Origin of the sequence: Shewanella sp. UCD-KL12 (assembly GCF_001957125.1) — a bacterium.
Lineage (GTDB): Bacteria > Pseudomonadota > Gammaproteobacteria > Enterobacterales > Shewanellaceae > Shewanella.
In genome coordinates this window covers 52674-68909 of the sequence record NZ_MPHJ01000002.1, presented here as the reverse complement: position 1 = coordinate 68909, position 16236 = coordinate 52674, and the positions used below count along the sequence as shown (strand labels likewise).

The window sequence follows — 16236 nt, the reverse complement described above, 5'->3', positions numbered from 1 at the left end:
GATATAAAGATGAAACACAGCACATTTAAACCAACAGCCAAACTGTGGTTGGTTGCCTTACTGGCCGCAAGTCTAGGGCTGGCAGGTTGTAATGAGGATCTCCAAGAGGGAGAAGGCCCAGACTCTCAAGAGCCCGTTCCTACCGATCCTACAACACCAGATCCGGAGCCGACTCCTGATCCAGAACCTACAGATCCTGCAGATCTCGTTGGCACTTGGGAGAATAAAGATGAAGACGGAGATGGCGTACTAGATGAACAGGATGATTATCCGTTTGATGCGAGTAAAAATAAGTACAAAACCTACATTGAAATGGAGCCAAACGATAACCCTTCAGTTGCTACGCCAATAGAAATTGATCACGGAGTTATAGTACAAGGAGTTATCGACTCTGAATTAGATAAAGGTGATCTTTTTAAATTTGTTGTTGAAGAACGTCGCTCATTGACCGCTATTTTCAAAACATCATCTCCACGCTTTCAGCCGCAAGTTTATGTTTCGAATGCCGAAGGCCTCGTTATAAATTCCATTTTCTTATACAAGTTCAATAAGCCAAATGTCTATGTGGTGAACTTCCCTATTTATGATGCGGGGACTTACCAGCTAAGTGTGATAGATGAAAACTATGCAGGGGGGCCAGATCTAACTTACGAAATGACCTTCTTTAATGACGAAGACGTTGATTCTTTCGATGACATGAAAGAACGAGCCTTTGCGTCAGACTTAATTGCAAATGACATGGACCAAGACAAGGTGCTTGATGGTTTAGAGTATTTGTTTGGGTTAGATATTGATGGTGATAGCGTACCTAACTGGACAGATGATGATGCAGATGGAGACACCTTCTCAGACTTAATTGAAGGCGATACTGATATTGACCAAGATGGAGTGCCAAACTTTTTAGATCGAGATGCAGATGGTAATAGTATCGATGACCAATTAGAAAGTGGACCAAATACTGCACCATTAGACTTTGACGATGATAATATCATTGACCATTTAGACATTGATGACGACAACGATAATATTTTTGACGTGAACGACTTGCAGCGTCTTTCGCCGGCTAAAGTACAACTCTGGAAGCAACCTGGCGACCTATTTATTGAGTCATTAGCCACCTTATATGAAGACAGTAAGGTTAAATATTTCATTCGCTCGAGTGACCGATTCGAGATAGAAGTTGATGGATACCCAACGACGGCACAGTCCCCAGTGCTTGTGGTTACAGTGTTAGGTGAAGTGTTTAACTTGTTTCCTATCACAACCCGACGCGAAGGTGAGCTTAGTTACCTCACGTTTAACATGCCGGATGTAAAAGGCCAAGGTGAAGTAGCATTAGCGTTCGGTGATATCAAATCAGAGCCCTTTCCTATTGAGGTGGGCAAAGCAGGTTTACCTTTGCTTAAAGAAAGCAACGTCAGAGAGCTTTCCGGTGGCGATGTTATTACATTACAAGGTGACAATTTTGACGATGACACGTCAATTTTTTTCAATTCAACCCCTGCAGAAACTCAATATTTAAGTAACACTGAAATCAGCTTGACAGTACCAGATGGTATTACTGGCGGGAGCTACTCCGTTAACAATAGTATCGGAAAAAGTAACTACATAACCTTTATTATTGAACAAAATGTGCAAGTTAATGTTGCTGTGCCCAATGCTAAAACGATTGCTGCAGTAGGAGGGATTTATCCTGAACTAAGCACACCTATTTCATCTAGTAATTACGCAATGCAGAAAATGGGGCAAAATGCTGAAGTTATTTTTAGTTATACAGAGAATGTCGATAATGAATTGGTGAGCTATTTAAGCGCAATTCATTATGTGGGCGACACTCAGCTTGAGTTCTCTTATCGTTCAACGGCACTAGCTAATATGGTGTTGCAGTTAAACTATTACCTTGAACCTAGAGGACTAAATACCAAACAGATTGCACAATTTATTAAAACTACATCTATCTATGAAGAGTACGTTACCAAAGCGCAGCAACACCTAACCAATGATAGTGATTTTTTTAGTTTTAAACACCGTAGTGACGAGACGGTAAGTTTTCTTAAAGACTATGAAACGAGAATGCTTCAAGAGCTAAGTAGTGCACCAAATCAAAACTCAAAAAAAAACGCTACAAATAGTGAACTAACTGCATCCAATTACATAGCAACTTTTACCAGTAACCCCGAACTATCAAAATTAGAGCCGACGATTGTGTCATACCCTGAAACGGTTGGTTCTTGGAATACGTTTGATATGACTATGGATGCAACCACCTTTATTGAAAATTCTGGAGAGTTGGCAAATAACTGTGGTGAAGGTGTTGATCCTAAATGGTACCAAGTACTTAATTTAGATGGTTGTGTTGAGTTAAAAAACCGTAGTCAATTATATTTAAGTGCGCGTGTTTATGGCTTAGACCCAAAAACGGGATTAATGAAGACTGATTTGGGGTCATTAAACTCATCGATTCAAGACCACGTTACACAACCGTGGGATAACGGCATGTTAGCGCCCATTACAGGAACATTTCTAGGATTAGATGTGTGGTCTAGTGACTCACTAATTGACAAATGTGTGTATAAAGATTGTCTATATCAGATCGTAACACCAGGTGTAGATGGTATTTTTGGGCCTAGCCCGTACACTTTACATGGCACCGAAAATTATAATAAAAACGCTAATAAAGCTCGCCAACACCTCGCTGTCAGAACTATTATCGATAACATTGTCATTCGCTTTTATTCCATTCTATTAGATGCCGCTGGTATTGATATGGATGCCCCTGAGCACCGCTCAAAAGCCAAAGTACTCAAAATTGTTAAAGCGGTTTATACCGGGGTCCCGAGTATTGGGCAAGAAGTTGAAAAAATCTTATCCAAAGACACTATCACCGACGCCGACTGGACTAACCTTGCTAGCGCAATTGGTGAGGGTTTGTATGAAAGTGAAATTAAAAAAGTGCTTGATGAGCCATTAGAGCTTAAATCTTATGGTCCAGTGACTAAAGCCATCTTGAGCACATTAGGTATAGCACCTGAGCAGTTTGCTTTAAAAATCGCCCAAAAAGTCGCTGAAAAGTTCATTCCTGGTTGGGGGCAAGTTGCAGCAGCTTATGATGCTAGTGTGCTTGCTTCATCAATGATAGACATGGCAAGTACGATAAAAGATTTAATCGTTGTCCCTACTAAGCTCGACTTCATTGTCACTTGGGGCCTTAAAGCTTCTGATATTACTCCCAGAAACATCGAGAAAACGGGTGAAATTAAAACCTTTACAATTGTTGGTAGCGGCATGGCCGCAGTGCCTCAATTGATAGGTTCGCCTACCCTTCCAGAGGTAAAGGTATATGACCTTGGGGATGCGCAGAAGGAGCTAGATGCTGTAATTAAAACCGTCAATAAACAAGGGACTGAGTTGGTATTCGATTTGAATGATATCAATCAAATTGAATCTGCCATTGGTCCATTGAAAGTGGATGTTCAGCATCTAGAAAAAATATCAACATTACCTTACGATATTCTTATTGGTGGCGATTTAGCTATTTCCAATATCACACCAAGTAAAGCTACTGCGGGTGAAGAAGTTGTGATAACAGGGATTGGATTTAGCCGTAATATTTCAGGCAATAGTGTTACTTTTAGTGGCGCAAATGGTCAGCGGTTAATGGCTCCAGTGAAGTCAGCTACAACTGATTCTTTAACGGTCATATTACCTAGCGGTGTTGCTTCGGGTTACGTAACTGTAGAAGTCGCTAATGACTTAAGCAATGAATATCCATTTACAGGGCCAGGGCAAGTACTAATTACCTTCGGTGACAACGGAAATTTCAACGACGATGTATTTAAACTCAGTGTCAATAACCGTGTGCTTTATGACAACAATCAGCCAGAGCGTAAGGTTGGTCCTTTAGCTGTTTCACTAGATGATGGCGAACACTCTGTGCATTTAACAGGTATCCGTGCTGATGACGGCATTGCTACTTACTATATTGAGTTCTCTGGTGATGTAGTAAATGTTAATGGTGATGAATTGTCAGGCAGAGATCTATGCCCTAATACACACAAGGTATACCAATTAACGGTTAAAAGTGGCGCAGGGAGCATTAATAACAGCCCGAAACGATCTGCGACTTTAGTATTGCAACCGGAATCAACTGCACAGCAGACAGAGTGTCCAACAAGTAGCAATTAAGGTTGTTTTTATAACTTAGAAATAAAAATTTATAAAAACAGGAATGACATATCAATCCTGTTTTTATTTCTTAATTGTTTACCGTTTATACTCTGAAATAAAACGAGTCACATGGTAAAAGATGATTGACTTACAAAGCCGCACCACAATATGGTTAAGATAAACTATGCAAAATTTAAAAGGACTTATTCATGTTTAAGTATTTAGTGTTAACTCCGCTCTTGTTTATAGCCTGCTCAGCTTGGGGGGGGATTAGTGAAGAAGAAAGAGCTAGATGGAGTAAGGCAGCTGTAAAGCTCGATCTTTCACAGCCGTATTCGCTATGTGAAAAGTCTGCAAATGTAGTAATCAATCAAGATGTGGCACTCTTTAGAGAAATTTTTGTAGAAACCCCTGTAAATGATGAACAAGTCAAAGCGTATTTAGCAGAAGAGCACCATAAGTTCTTTAAGAAAAAATACTTAGGAATTAACAACTTCAGAATAGACAAAGGTAGAGAGTGGGCCTTTGAAAATGCTAAAAATAGTAGCAATTATATCGTAAGTAGTTCGGCTGAAAAATATGGATATGATTTAGAGCTATGGATTAATTATAAATTTGATACCTTTCAGACAAAAGATAACAGAGCCCATGTCGCCGGAGGCCTCTGCAAACTTGCCTACTTTCAAGACAAGTGGCAAGTTATTTCTTTGCTCTAAATACGGTAAAAGTATGAATATAGGGAAATACTCATAACGATATGGCTGAAACAATAGAATTAGACAGTAAGTCTTGGTTTTATGACCTGCACATAAAAGGGATGCGTAATTTAAATGCCCAAAGTGACGTTAGCTTATATGTAGCCAATCTGTTTTACCCTTTATCAATAGGCGTATCATTGCTACTTTTTGCTGTAATGGTAGGACTGGCAGTGGCTCCTTTGAGCTTTGCCAATACCGAGCTTGCTAGAACGATGGTACTTATTAATATTGGGCTATTACCAGTTTATTTAATTATTAGGTATATTTTAGTTAGATTACGTTACTCAATTAAAGGCACATTACGTTGTTACGTCAGTCAGCAACGCTTATCAATTCCAGCGAATGCGATCATCAACAAGCCTGCAGGGCAGCTTGAGCTATACCGCGATAAAATCGAATGCATTACCGTTCAATATAAATCCAAAATGCATCGTTTACATGTACGTAATAATATTATTGCTTGCAACCTAGAGTTAAAAACTGGCGAAGTTATCTCTCTTAATGCGATGTACTTCCCGCTTAAGCGTATTGTTTATATGTTGCGATTTTTTGACTATCCATTGACCACGCAACACAGTCAGTGGCCATGGCGTAATCTTCCCAGCATTATAGCGGTTACATTCCCAGTATTAGTTAATATCACTGTCAATGGCTTATTGTTTAAGCAGTATTTTTTATAGTGATAACTGAAGAGGAAGTCCCCAAGAAAATTTCACAGCCTTATGAGTAATTAAGCTAAAACGATAGCGATGATTATATGACAACAATTCAAATAGACTTTGTCTCGCGTAAGCGCTTTAAACGGAGATTAGAATGAGACTAGCACCAAAAATCATCACAATAACGAGTATGGTACAGCTTAACATATCAATGATATGCCCTAGATCGTATTACTACTCTTCATTTTGAAAGGAATCATAATGTTACGTTACCTCGCTCTTACTCCCCTACTTTGGCTAAACGTTAGCATGGCTGATGCCTCAAAAACGCAAGAAGAGGTGTTAACTCAACGCTGTTTAGACACATTCGAGTTTATTGAGAGCAAAGATCTGCAAACCTTTATTGCTCAAATGCCGGTCTCCCCTTCAGAGCATGAAATAAAACGTTCCATGAAAGTGTTAGAAAGGGTACATGAACGCTGGTTCGTAAAAGAAAAAATCATCAGTATTGAACCAAAGAAAGTGACTTATCAAGCACCTTCAAAAACAAAACAGGAAAAATACCAAGCCCAAGAGCAGGCTAAAGTCAGCTTATTCATTCTCGGTGAAAACTACCGCTCAACGATGAGCTGCAAATTTATCAAGACCCCAAAAGGTTGGTTCCTCTCTTCACTGCCTTAGCACTTCATGCTTAATGACCTTTTTTTAACCAGCTTTATTTGGATAACGCCAACAGGGAAGTCATACATGCAGTATTCGCAATTACCGGAAAAAGCTTACAGGTTTATTAAACCGACAGGATTGCCACAACAATTGCTTCTTGCAAGCAAAAGCCACTACCTGTTTCGAGGACTTGCACTCCTAGGGATTTTGCCACTTTGTGCATCATTTTTGATGGCAGTCTCCCTCGATGGCACTGAGCAAGTCTTTTACCTATTTGTCGTTGGGTTTCTCATACTCGTGGTATTGATACTATGCTCGCTGAAGCACTATTTAGTACTCGATAACCCAAGTGATCAACGCTTTAAGCAATTGCAGTTTATGGGCTTTCACTTTAAAAAAGCCAGCCAAGCTCCACTGCAATCCACCGAGTTACTCTTACGTCATGATAGCCATGACAGGAGCCAATATGAGCTCAAAATCGATACTTTGGTTTACTCAATCGGCAACTTAACCGACACAAAGCAAGTAGTGATGTTTATTGCTCACACATTTAAGATCCCAGCCAAAGAGCAGATAAGTGACTTTCCTAGTATTCATGACTTAACCTCGCAGTCACCTGCAAACGCCAATCAAGATAAAAATAGTCACGCTACAGATGAGGTATTTCCTCCGATAATTATCCCACCGCTTTGGTCCCCCAAAGTGGCGTTACGATTTTTTTATCCCTTGCCATTTTTTATGGCATTTGGCGTTGCCATAAAGTTTATTGGAGGCCTACTCCATGTACTTTAAACAGCTTTCCCCCACCCAAGCTATAATGGCTAAAACTCAAACGCAGACAATCGGCCGGTACTTTTGTGCAAGCTTGGTCGCATTACTGACACTGTTCGTTACCACGGGTTTTGAGCGCTGGCCCTACAGCGAAGTGTTTATCTGGTCATTTCCCGCCCTACTAAGTTGGCACTTTTTATTTGCGCGTCGCCGAGTCGAGTTTGATCTGGAGCGTCAGATAATCACCCATAAAATTAGCTCGCTCTACCCTCTTAGTCAGCAAGTCATCCCTATCAAGCATATCTCAGCGTTTCAAATACAGCGACGACTAGGACAAATTAATGGTTATGACCTACTCATTGTGATGGACTCACAAGTTGAACCACTGAAATTTGAATATGGAAATTTATCTAAAATGAAAAAACTGGGTCAGCAATTATCACAGTTTTGCACGATTCCATTGCAGTGTGATTGACTATAACGCCGTCATTAATGCTAAAACTGATAACAACTTTTACGAGCACAAGGAATACACAGTGACTCATTCAAAACCAATATTTGTATTCATTATTACACTTTTTTTTACTGGCTTTACGGCTGCTAATCAAGCCCAGCAAAAAACCAATAATTCATTACAAGATACTCACCAGGCAATTGAAGTATTTCAAAGCAATACAAAAAGCCTGTTAGATAAATCACACCAGTTAAATGCTCAATATGCGATTCAAATGCAAACCTTAAGTGCGACTCTACAGCAGACTGAAAGTGCAAAAAGCGTATTACAAAGTAACTTAATTGGGGATATTGAGTATAACGCCTCAAGTATGCTGGCAGTTGCTAATCAGTACCTTAGCCACTATCGAACCTTTGTTCACTCAATAAGCCAACAGTCGACTTGTTACCAGCCTGAGCAAGTGGGCCAGTTTGAACACACAATTGCAGAACTTGAGGTATATGTCGGCAATATTCAACAGCTTGCAGCAACTCAAAGCGACAGCGAAGCATTCACGGCCTTAATGGAGATTAATATTAATCAAGCCCGTGTCTCTATGGTGGTTAATCAATTTGAGATGTTCAAGCTTTGCTATCTTACTGAAGCTATTGGCCCTCTCAGCCAAGAGTTCGAAGCACTAACCAGAGCCCTCGAACAAGAAGCTGCGAAACAAGGCTATGTGCAAGCTATTGACTCACAAAACCACGCTGAAACCAATTCACTCATTGATGATGACAATCTTGCAAAAATGACAGAAAAGTTTCGCGATAATATTGTGCAAACCTACCAGTTTAAGGCTGGTGCTGTGCCCCACTTTAATGAGCTCACTTATCTGTACATTGAAAATATTGCGCAACTTAAAAATCTGAATTTGTCTAATGGCTTATCGGTTAACAATGACTTATCACTCGAACTTCCAGCCAGTGCACTGATTAATATCGACCAACGCTACCAGGCTAAGATTAATGGAACCATTGAGACAGATACTGAGATTGTTACCCTAGATATCACCATAGAACGTGCTGCAACATCTCTTATTGATGATATTCAATTTATCGATCAGCAAGTAAAAAACTGTGTAAACCAAGCCGTACAGTTGAATCAAATTACTTACAGCCACCAGCTCACTCAGCTTAATTGTACATTTGATCAAACTACTAATATTAAACTCGATGATCTTAGCCAGTTACAGCAACTTAATTTATTAAGTGTAAAAGGGGGATCTATTGAGTCACTTGTACCTTTAGCATCTCTGCCCTCTTTAGGTACCCTTTACCTCAGCCAGTTAGTGGTAGAACAACTTGATGGGTTGAACCAGTATCGAGGTTCGCTTAATTTCACCCACGTCAGCAGCAAGGATTGGGCAAAGTTGGCTCAATCTAACGCTGATTCAATCAGTATCAATCAGCTAAAAAATTGTCAATCTATTCAACCGTTAACTAATGCAAGCAATATAGCGGTGATGTATAAAAATCTAGATCCAAATACGTTAATGGCAACAATGCGCCAAGTCGATAACGGCACAAAATCTGTGATGGTGATGACAGATTGCACCAAGGAGCAAGTTTATTAATAACCTTGTAAAGCGCGCTCTTTGGCACCTGTTTGAGAGTCGTGCTCGAATACATTATTAGCTAATAGCAATGCTAGCCCCTGTCACAAATACAACTTGGGTAATACAAAGGGTATTAAGCCAAAGTAAAAATACATCCTAAAGGGTAATAGTAAGCCAAAGAAAAATCAGGATAATGTCGCGGTTAAATTAACTTAGTTTCAGTATTTGTAAGGATGCAAATATGTTGGTAAAAAAACTTGGACTTTTACTATTATCATCAAGCTTTTTGGTCGCTTGTGGCGGCTCTGACTCTGATGACACAACACTCCCAGATGTGCCACCACCAGTCACAGAAACACCTGATACGACTGAGTACAACCATCAAGTTCAGGGGATCGTTGCCTACCAAGGTGCCGTAGCGGGCGCCGATGTGTGTGTAGATTTAGATATGAACCAACTATGTGGTGCTGAGGAGCCTACTTCTAGCACTGACAATGATGGTTTTTATCAAATAGATTGGGTAAGCACGACTGAAACTCCTCATTTTTATTTACTGGCAAACTGGACTGATACTAGTAATAGCAATCCAGCCCAGCCCCAATTACTCTCTAGCGCCTTTAAAGCAGAAAAGCTGAAGCATACTGTTAGCACTTCAAGCACTTCAAGCACCGCAGCAAGCTCATCAAAGGTTACAGCAGTAATCAGTAATGGTGATGCACAACTTATCGCTATGAGCGAACATGGGGGTGCCATTAATGCGCTGACGCACCTTGAGTTTCAACGCTATGAGCAGATGCTAACTCAAGAGTTATCTGCAGATGAGATACAAGCGTTAAGGCTACAGCTATCCATTATCCTCGACGCTCTGTACGCGCCGCTCACAGGCGAAGCTTATCAAGTCACTGCAGACCGTTCCGCTTCTGCTGAGTTCCTAGACACTTACTTTAGCCATCAGCATATCGCAGCGCTTATTGGTGATAGATTAATGGCGACGCTTGCCATTGATGAAGTGATGGCTGCAAGTAAAGCCTCAATAGCATATTTAGCACTTCACCGTGATGTAACTATCAGCGACTACTTAGCTAATGATCCTATCGACGTTCGCTTTCTGGTTAACGATACACTGATTGCTCAAGGATATATTGTCACGCCTTTCGATGACAAAATCATGGCTGATGGTGACTGGCAGGTGCTACAAACCAGTTTGCTAAGCGATGATACTCATCCACATAAGTTCTCTTTGGCTCCAGCACATTACTTAAACTTCTATAGCTTAGAGTTCGGAGATTCAGAGCGAACACTATCGGGCTTTATCTCCAATAACCAGCTTACAGGCAGTGTAATTGATACGGGTAACGCACAAGAAGTGGCTACCGCCTGCTGGAATGAGCAACTTGAAAAGTGGATAAACCCAGAGCGTGACGATCAAGGTTACACCCCTGTGGTCGCTCAATATACAAACAATACTGTTAATACTCACTACCTGGGTACTTCAGTAGCTATCAATATACAGATAGAGAAGCACCTCACGAATACTGAAACTTGGGGCGCTATTTTGAACGCTCAGCCAGAGCAGTTGAAACTGTCTGAGCTGCAATGGCCAGAATATATCTACCGTTACCATATTGAGCAAGCTGACGATGTTATTTGCCGAGCAGAGAGTAATGCTAATGCCTGGGATATGCCTACACATAACTCTGCTGAGATGCTAACCACTGCTGATATTGCTAGATTATTTTGGGATGACTTTTATCCACAAGATGTGGTTATTGATGAGATAACCAGCAACTATCAGTAGAGTATACGCCTGGTGAGATAAGCAGTTTCGAATGGGCATTGAGCACTAGCCCGACAGACCAGCCTGTATTAAGCATAGTGGAAATAAACTTACCCCTTGACCTACAAGGCAGCGCTATTTTTGGTGAGTACCTTATCGAAGATACACAGCTCATTGAAGTCGAACTGCATAAAAGCAGCAGTTTCGACGATATGAACGATTACCTGCTTATTACTTACGACGGTGAAACAGACAATTTTAGTCAACGCTTTTTAGCGCACCTATCGGCGTTACTGCCCACATCACAACCATAAAGCTTAACTGATGTAGGCCAATCAATTTATTTATCGGGGAGCTTAGCTCCCTTTGTTCATGGAGTAGAATAATGACCTTACGAGCTAGGGTAGCGACTTTGCTAGCCATCAATATACTACTGAGTTGGCAAGCCGTGGCGAACGAGTCACTGTTTACCCCTCTAACAGATGCCAAAGTTTATAAACAGACAGAGCGTCACTTCTCCCCTTTTGAGCTTATCTCAGCGATAAAAAAGTCAACAATCAACACCACAACAGTGCAAGGCAAGCTAACCCGCGTTAACTATAAAGTACCTGTCAGTTTTGAACCTAGTCATATCATCAATAATTATAAACAGCAGATCAGTGCCTTAAATGGCCAAATTCTATTTGAATGTCATCAGAAAAGCTGTGGCAATGTAAAAAAACTGATGACGCAATTAAAGCCTCTTCATAGTATCTATAAAAACTCACCAGCCTTGCTTACCGCAAAGGTTCAACTAGAAAAAAAGCTAGTTTACCTGTCCGCTTTCTCAACAAACTGGGAAAAAGGTGCAGTCTTGCAGCTTGATGTCATTGAGGTCATTGAAGAGCCGCTGGATCTTATCGCCGTTAACCCTGAGTTTTTAGGTGCAGAGGTAATACAAAAAACCTTTAAAGATATGAGTCACAAAGATATCAAAAACGCCAGTGACCATCCTATGATTGCCAGACTACCAGGCGCCTATATTCAAAAGTACCAACAGTTTGATTTTGGCCAAACTGCAGTATTCACCTCGGTGAATAACGGCAAACATACTGTTAAACAGTTAGAAGGTAAAATTACCGATATTAATTATGAATTACCGCGCACTTATTCTGAATTTGAGGTAAATGCTAATTATCAATCTGCATTACAAAAACTTGGGTTTGTTAAGACCTTTAACTGCCAAGGCAAAGCCTGTGGTAAGCCACGTCATATTGAGCAGCGCACTAAAACATTAGCCCATATTGGCGATGCTAATCAGCAATATTACAGCCTATATACCCTCAAACGCCCAGAGGGAAATGTGCATGCTATGACCTATATTATCGGTTTTGAAGGCGGCTTATGGGGTGAAATTAAACTGGTTGAAGAGACGAGCTTAGTCGATGATAGGGTGAGTATAGACCTTGACGGACTGACAGATAAAATCGCTCAAACAGGTCATGTGGCGCTCGATGGTTTACTGTTTAAGTTCGATAGCGACGAGATGCTCCCCGATGCCGAGCCTGTCGTTGAAATCGTTGCTAGCTATCTGAAATCTCATCCTAAGCAAAGCTTCTATGTCATTGGCCATACCGATGATAAAGGTAAGCAAAGCTATAATCAGGTATTGTCAGATAAACGCGCTAAAGCAGTTGTTAAGCAACTCACCTCTGCTTACAAGGTGCCTAAAAGTCAGCTTACTGCTAAAGGTATCGGCGAATACTCGCCCGTTGCCAACAATAGCAATGAAGCTGGGCAAAAGCTCAATCGCCGTGTTGAGCTGGTATTAAGATCCGATAAAGGCTAAGCCCACTAATCAGTTGTCACTAAGAGCTTCAATCAAGAGTGACAACTGATATCTTCATTCAACAGCCACAACTGATATACTGGCGCCATTGTCATCACAGCCCTTGTCATTATGAGCCTTTCCCCGCAAGCCAGATACCAAGTAAAACAGTCACAACCTGGCTTTAATGAAGATCTGCAGCAACAACAAGCTATAGCTCTACTCGAGAAACTATACCGACAAATAGCACTCACCAACCTAGACTTAGCTCAAGATGGCTCTACTCTTGTAGCAGTCAAAGGACTGTATCTGTGGGGTGATGTCGGACGCGGAAAAACCATGTTGATGGATCTGTTCGTAGAGGCGATTGGGCAAGAGCAAACCATACGCCTACACTTCCACCGCTTCATGGCTCGTATCCACAAAGAGTTGCTGGCAGAGTCTGGCAAGCAAGACCCGTTAAAGCATATCGCCAAACGTATTGCAGCTGAGTGCAAGATACTCTGTTTCGATGAGTTTTTTGTATCTGATATTGGCGATGCGATGATCTTAGGCAGGTTGTTTGAGGCACTTTTTAAGCAAGGGGTCGTATTAGTCGCCACCTCTAACATCCCCATTGCAGACTTGTATAAGTCGGGCCTCCAGCGCGATCGATTTTTGCCAACTATCGCCTTGCTACAAGGCCATTGCATTGAGTTTCATCTCGATGGCGATCAGGACCACAGATTACGCCCCTTAGAGTTTCAGCAAACCTACTTTCTACGTCAACACGCCAACTTCTCACGTTTATTTAACAGTTCTAATCAGTATTTCATCTTAGAGGATGCGGCTTTACAGATCTTAGGACGACCTATTCCTGTGATTAAAACCAGTCATTCACAAGCCTGGTTTACCTTCAACGCTCTGTGCGACGGCCCGAGATCTCAGCTCGATTATATTGAACTAGCTAGCCTGTTCAACACGATTTATATCAGTGATATCCCCGTACTTGGTGGTCAGCCTAAATCTTGGATCCGTGCCAGAGGGACTGAAGATGGCGCACTTGCGACTGAAACTGGAGAGCGCCAACTTTCCTATGCAGTCGGTGACGATCCTGCTCGCCGATTTATTGCTTTAATTGATGAGCTTTACGATCAGCAAGTTAATCTCTACCTATCTGCCGAAGTGCCATTAGATGAGCTGTATAGCGACGGTGCCCTTAGCTTCGAGTTCAGAAGAACCTTGAGTCGATTACAAGAGATGCAATCAAAAGAGTATCTTATACCAAGTCAATTACCAGCTAACACCTATACCACTAGTACTAGTAATTTCGCGATACAGGACTTATCACTTAAACCCTCACCAAAAGCAGATAGAAACAGCTGGATAAACGAGCAAGACAGCAGCAAGTAAGGTAAAGATATTGGAATCTCACTTTTTTCCCCTCTAAACTCCTGAATTCGTGAGAGTGAACTAATATTGAAGAAGTTGTTTTACCATCAGGGGGCGAAATGTTTCAATTTTCCAGCATCAGGCACCAAATACTGCTTTTCAGCACAGCCAGCTTACTAGTAGTCACACTGGCAATCATAGGTTACGGCTATATGTCGAGCCAATCATTACGTCATGAAGTTCATGATAGTGTGCTCACACAAGCGCAAGAGCAGGTGATAGATAATATCAACTTAGCCGCTCAACAAGAGTCATTGAAAATTAGCTCAGCCTTTAACCATGCTATGGATATCGCGACCTCTGTCGCTGGGGGGCTATTCCCACAAGCCCCTAATCTTAATCGTGACCAAGTCAATACTATGCTCAAAAACTTAGTCGAAAATAATCACGATATTCTCGGTATTTATACAGGTTGGGAGGCAAACCAGTTTGATGATCTAGATGCTCAAAACACCAATAACCGATATTCGCTTCCCAGTGGTAACTTTGCCCCCTACTGGACTCGTTCAGCCTCTGGCAAAATAGATATTCAACCTCTAAGTAGCTTTTACACTGAGAAGCTATCAGCCACAGGTGTAAGAGGATCTGAATGGTACCTTTGTCCCATGGAAAGCCGCAGACCCTGTGTTGTCGATCCCGCCTCTTATGAAGTTCAGGGAGTCGATACTCTTTTAAGCTCATTTGTTGCTCCAATTATTCGTGCTAATCGCTTTGTTGGCATGGTTGGCGTCGACTATTCCCTCAACTTTTTACAACAGCTGTCAACCCAAGCAGCGAGTAACCTATATGGTGGTGCAGCAAGAGTTATTATTCTTAGCCCTAGGGGGCTGATTAGTGCTGATAGCGGTAATAAGAGCAACGTCAGTAAAGTGGCAAAGAATTCAGACATCAGTAACATTCTCGCTTCAAGACAGAAGCTTCAAGCTTCTATAACCGATAACAGTATCATCGCTAGTAAAGCCTTCGCCGTCACTGGCACTGATTCCCAATGGGAGATCATTATACAAGTACCCAAAGCCTTAGCGCTTGCTGAAGCGAATGCCATCGTCGAGCAACTAGAAACAGGCTTTGGCGATAACCTCCGAGGCCAACTGCTTGTGGGTAGTATCAGTGCCCTTTTCGGCATGCTACTCATCTGGATTATGTCAGGCTCTATCAACCGCCCTATCCGTGAGCTTGTCGATGTAGTTGCTAACTTAACTCAATCAGGGGGCGATCTGACTCAAGAGATCAAGATAGTGCGTAAAGATGAGACAGGCCAACTTGCAACTCATCTCAATACTTTTATCGCCAATGTCCGCTCTATAGTCTCTGATGTTGCAACCAGTATGGGGGAACTGACCCACAGCGCTGAGAGAAATGCAGCACTCTCCGACTCAGGCAGAGAACAGATAAGCAATCAGCAGATGGAGATAGAACAAGTCGTTACGGCAACCAATGAGATGTCATCAACAGCGCATAGTGTCTCTGATAATGCGCAAGTTACCGCAGATTCAGTATCCAATACTCAAGAGTCGGTATCTAAAGGACAAGAGGTCGTCCAAGCCAATGCTGAAGGCTTGCAGTCTCTGTCTGAGCACGTCAACCATGCAACGAATGAAATCGTCGATCTAGAGAAACAGACAGAGAGCATTGGCTCTATCTTAGATGTGATCCGTAATATCTCAGAGCAAACCAACCTGCTAGCCCTTAACGCGGCGATTGAGGCTGCCAGAGCCGGAGAGCAAGGGCGTGGATTTGCTGTTGTCGCCGATGAAGTAAGAGTATTAGCGACCCGAACAGCAGACTCCACCGATGAGATCCAGCAGATGATCGATGCGCTGCGGAGTAAGAGCAAGCAAGCGGTTAATACCATGTCCGAGAGTCGAGAGCTTAGTCAAACTTGTTTAAGCCATGCTCAACAAGCGGTGATTGAACTTGATGAGGTGAGCAATCAAAGTAGTAAAATTCAGGATATGGCACATCAAATTGCCAGTGCAGCAGAAGAACAAGCTGCTGTTACTGAAGAGGTAAACCGTAATATCGTTGCCATAAACGATGCAGCAGAGTCGCTGGCAGAGGGAGCAAATGCAGCTCAAGAGGAAAGTACAAGCTCTGCGAGACTCGTCGATGAGGTAAACGAAAAGATTAATCACTTCCGCTATTAATTTTTCTC

Annotated in this window: 12 protein-coding genes; all 12 read left to right on the top strand. The window is 41.8% G+C overall.

The features are described from left to right. The first annotated feature begins 9 nt into the window (after window positions 1–9). The 12 genes from BM736_RS06375 (at window position 10) to BM736_RS06320 (ending at window position 16228) form a co-directional block, all read left to right on the top strand. Window positions 10–4185: an IPT/TIG domain-containing protein gene (locus tag BM736_RS06375; RefSeq protein WP_076410077.1), complete on the top strand. Its 4176-nt coding sequence runs from the start codon at window positions 10–12 to the stop codon at window positions 4183–4185. 191 nt (window positions 4186–4376) lie between these two features. Then, a complete protein-coding gene (locus BM736_RS06370) occupies window positions 4377–4883 on the top strand; it encodes a hypothetical protein (RefSeq protein WP_076410075.1) in 507 nt (168 codons plus the stop codon). Between the two features lie 41 nt (window positions 4884–4924). Next, complete coding sequence (locus BM736_RS06365) at window positions 4925–5605, top strand: hypothetical protein (protein ID WP_076410073.1); 681 nt, start codon at window positions 4925–4927, stop codon at window positions 5603–5605. A gap of 240 nt (window positions 5606–5845) precedes the next feature. After that, on the top strand, window positions 5846–6265 hold the full coding sequence (locus BM736_RS06360) for a hypothetical protein (RefSeq protein WP_076410071.1): 420 nt from the start codon (window positions 5846–5848) through the stop codon (window positions 6263–6265). Window positions 6266–6331: 66 nt separating this feature from the next. Next, on the top strand, window positions 6332–7039 hold the full coding sequence (locus BM736_RS06355) for a hypothetical protein (protein WP_076410069.1): 708 nt from the start codon (window positions 6332–6334) through the stop codon (window positions 7037–7039). Then, on the top strand, window positions 7029–7493 hold the full coding sequence (locus tag BM736_RS06350; protein WP_076410067.1) for a hypothetical protein: 465 nt from the start codon (window positions 7029–7031) through the stop codon (window positions 7491–7493). The genes BM736_RS06355 and BM736_RS06350 overlap by 11 nt, the downstream gene beginning before the upstream one ends. A 61-nt stretch (window positions 7494–7554) precedes the next feature. Continuing rightward, complete coding sequence (locus BM736_RS06345; RefSeq protein WP_076410065.1) at window positions 7555–9084, top strand: hypothetical protein; 1530 nt, start codon at window positions 7555–7557, stop codon at window positions 9082–9084. A gap of 223 nt (window positions 9085–9307) precedes the next feature. After that, window positions 9308–10864: a hypothetical protein gene (locus BM736_RS06340; protein WP_076410063.1), complete on the top strand. Its 1557-nt coding sequence runs from the start codon at window positions 9308–9310 to the stop codon at window positions 10862–10864. Between the two features lie 38 nt (window positions 10865–10902). Further along, a complete protein-coding gene (locus tag BM736_RS25370) occupies window positions 10903–11157 on the top strand; it encodes a hypothetical protein (RefSeq protein WP_256717743.1) in 255 nt (84 codons plus the stop codon). Window positions 11158–11228: 71 nt separating this feature from the next. Beyond that, window positions 11229–12671: an OmpA family protein gene (locus BM736_RS06330; RefSeq protein ID WP_076410059.1), complete on the top strand. Its 1443-nt coding sequence runs from the start codon at window positions 11229–11231 to the stop codon at window positions 12669–12671. 111 nt (window positions 12672–12782) lie between these two features. Then, window positions 12783–14042: a cell division protein ZapE gene (gene zapE / locus BM736_RS06325; protein ID WP_083699910.1), complete on the top strand. Its 1260-nt coding sequence runs from the start codon at window positions 12783–12785 to the stop codon at window positions 14040–14042. Window positions 14043–14140: 98 nt separating this feature from the next. Next, a complete protein-coding gene (locus BM736_RS06320; protein WP_076410057.1) occupies window positions 14141–16228 on the top strand; it encodes a methyl-accepting chemotaxis protein in 2088 nt (695 codons plus the stop codon). Window positions 16229–16236 lie beyond the last annotated feature (8 nt).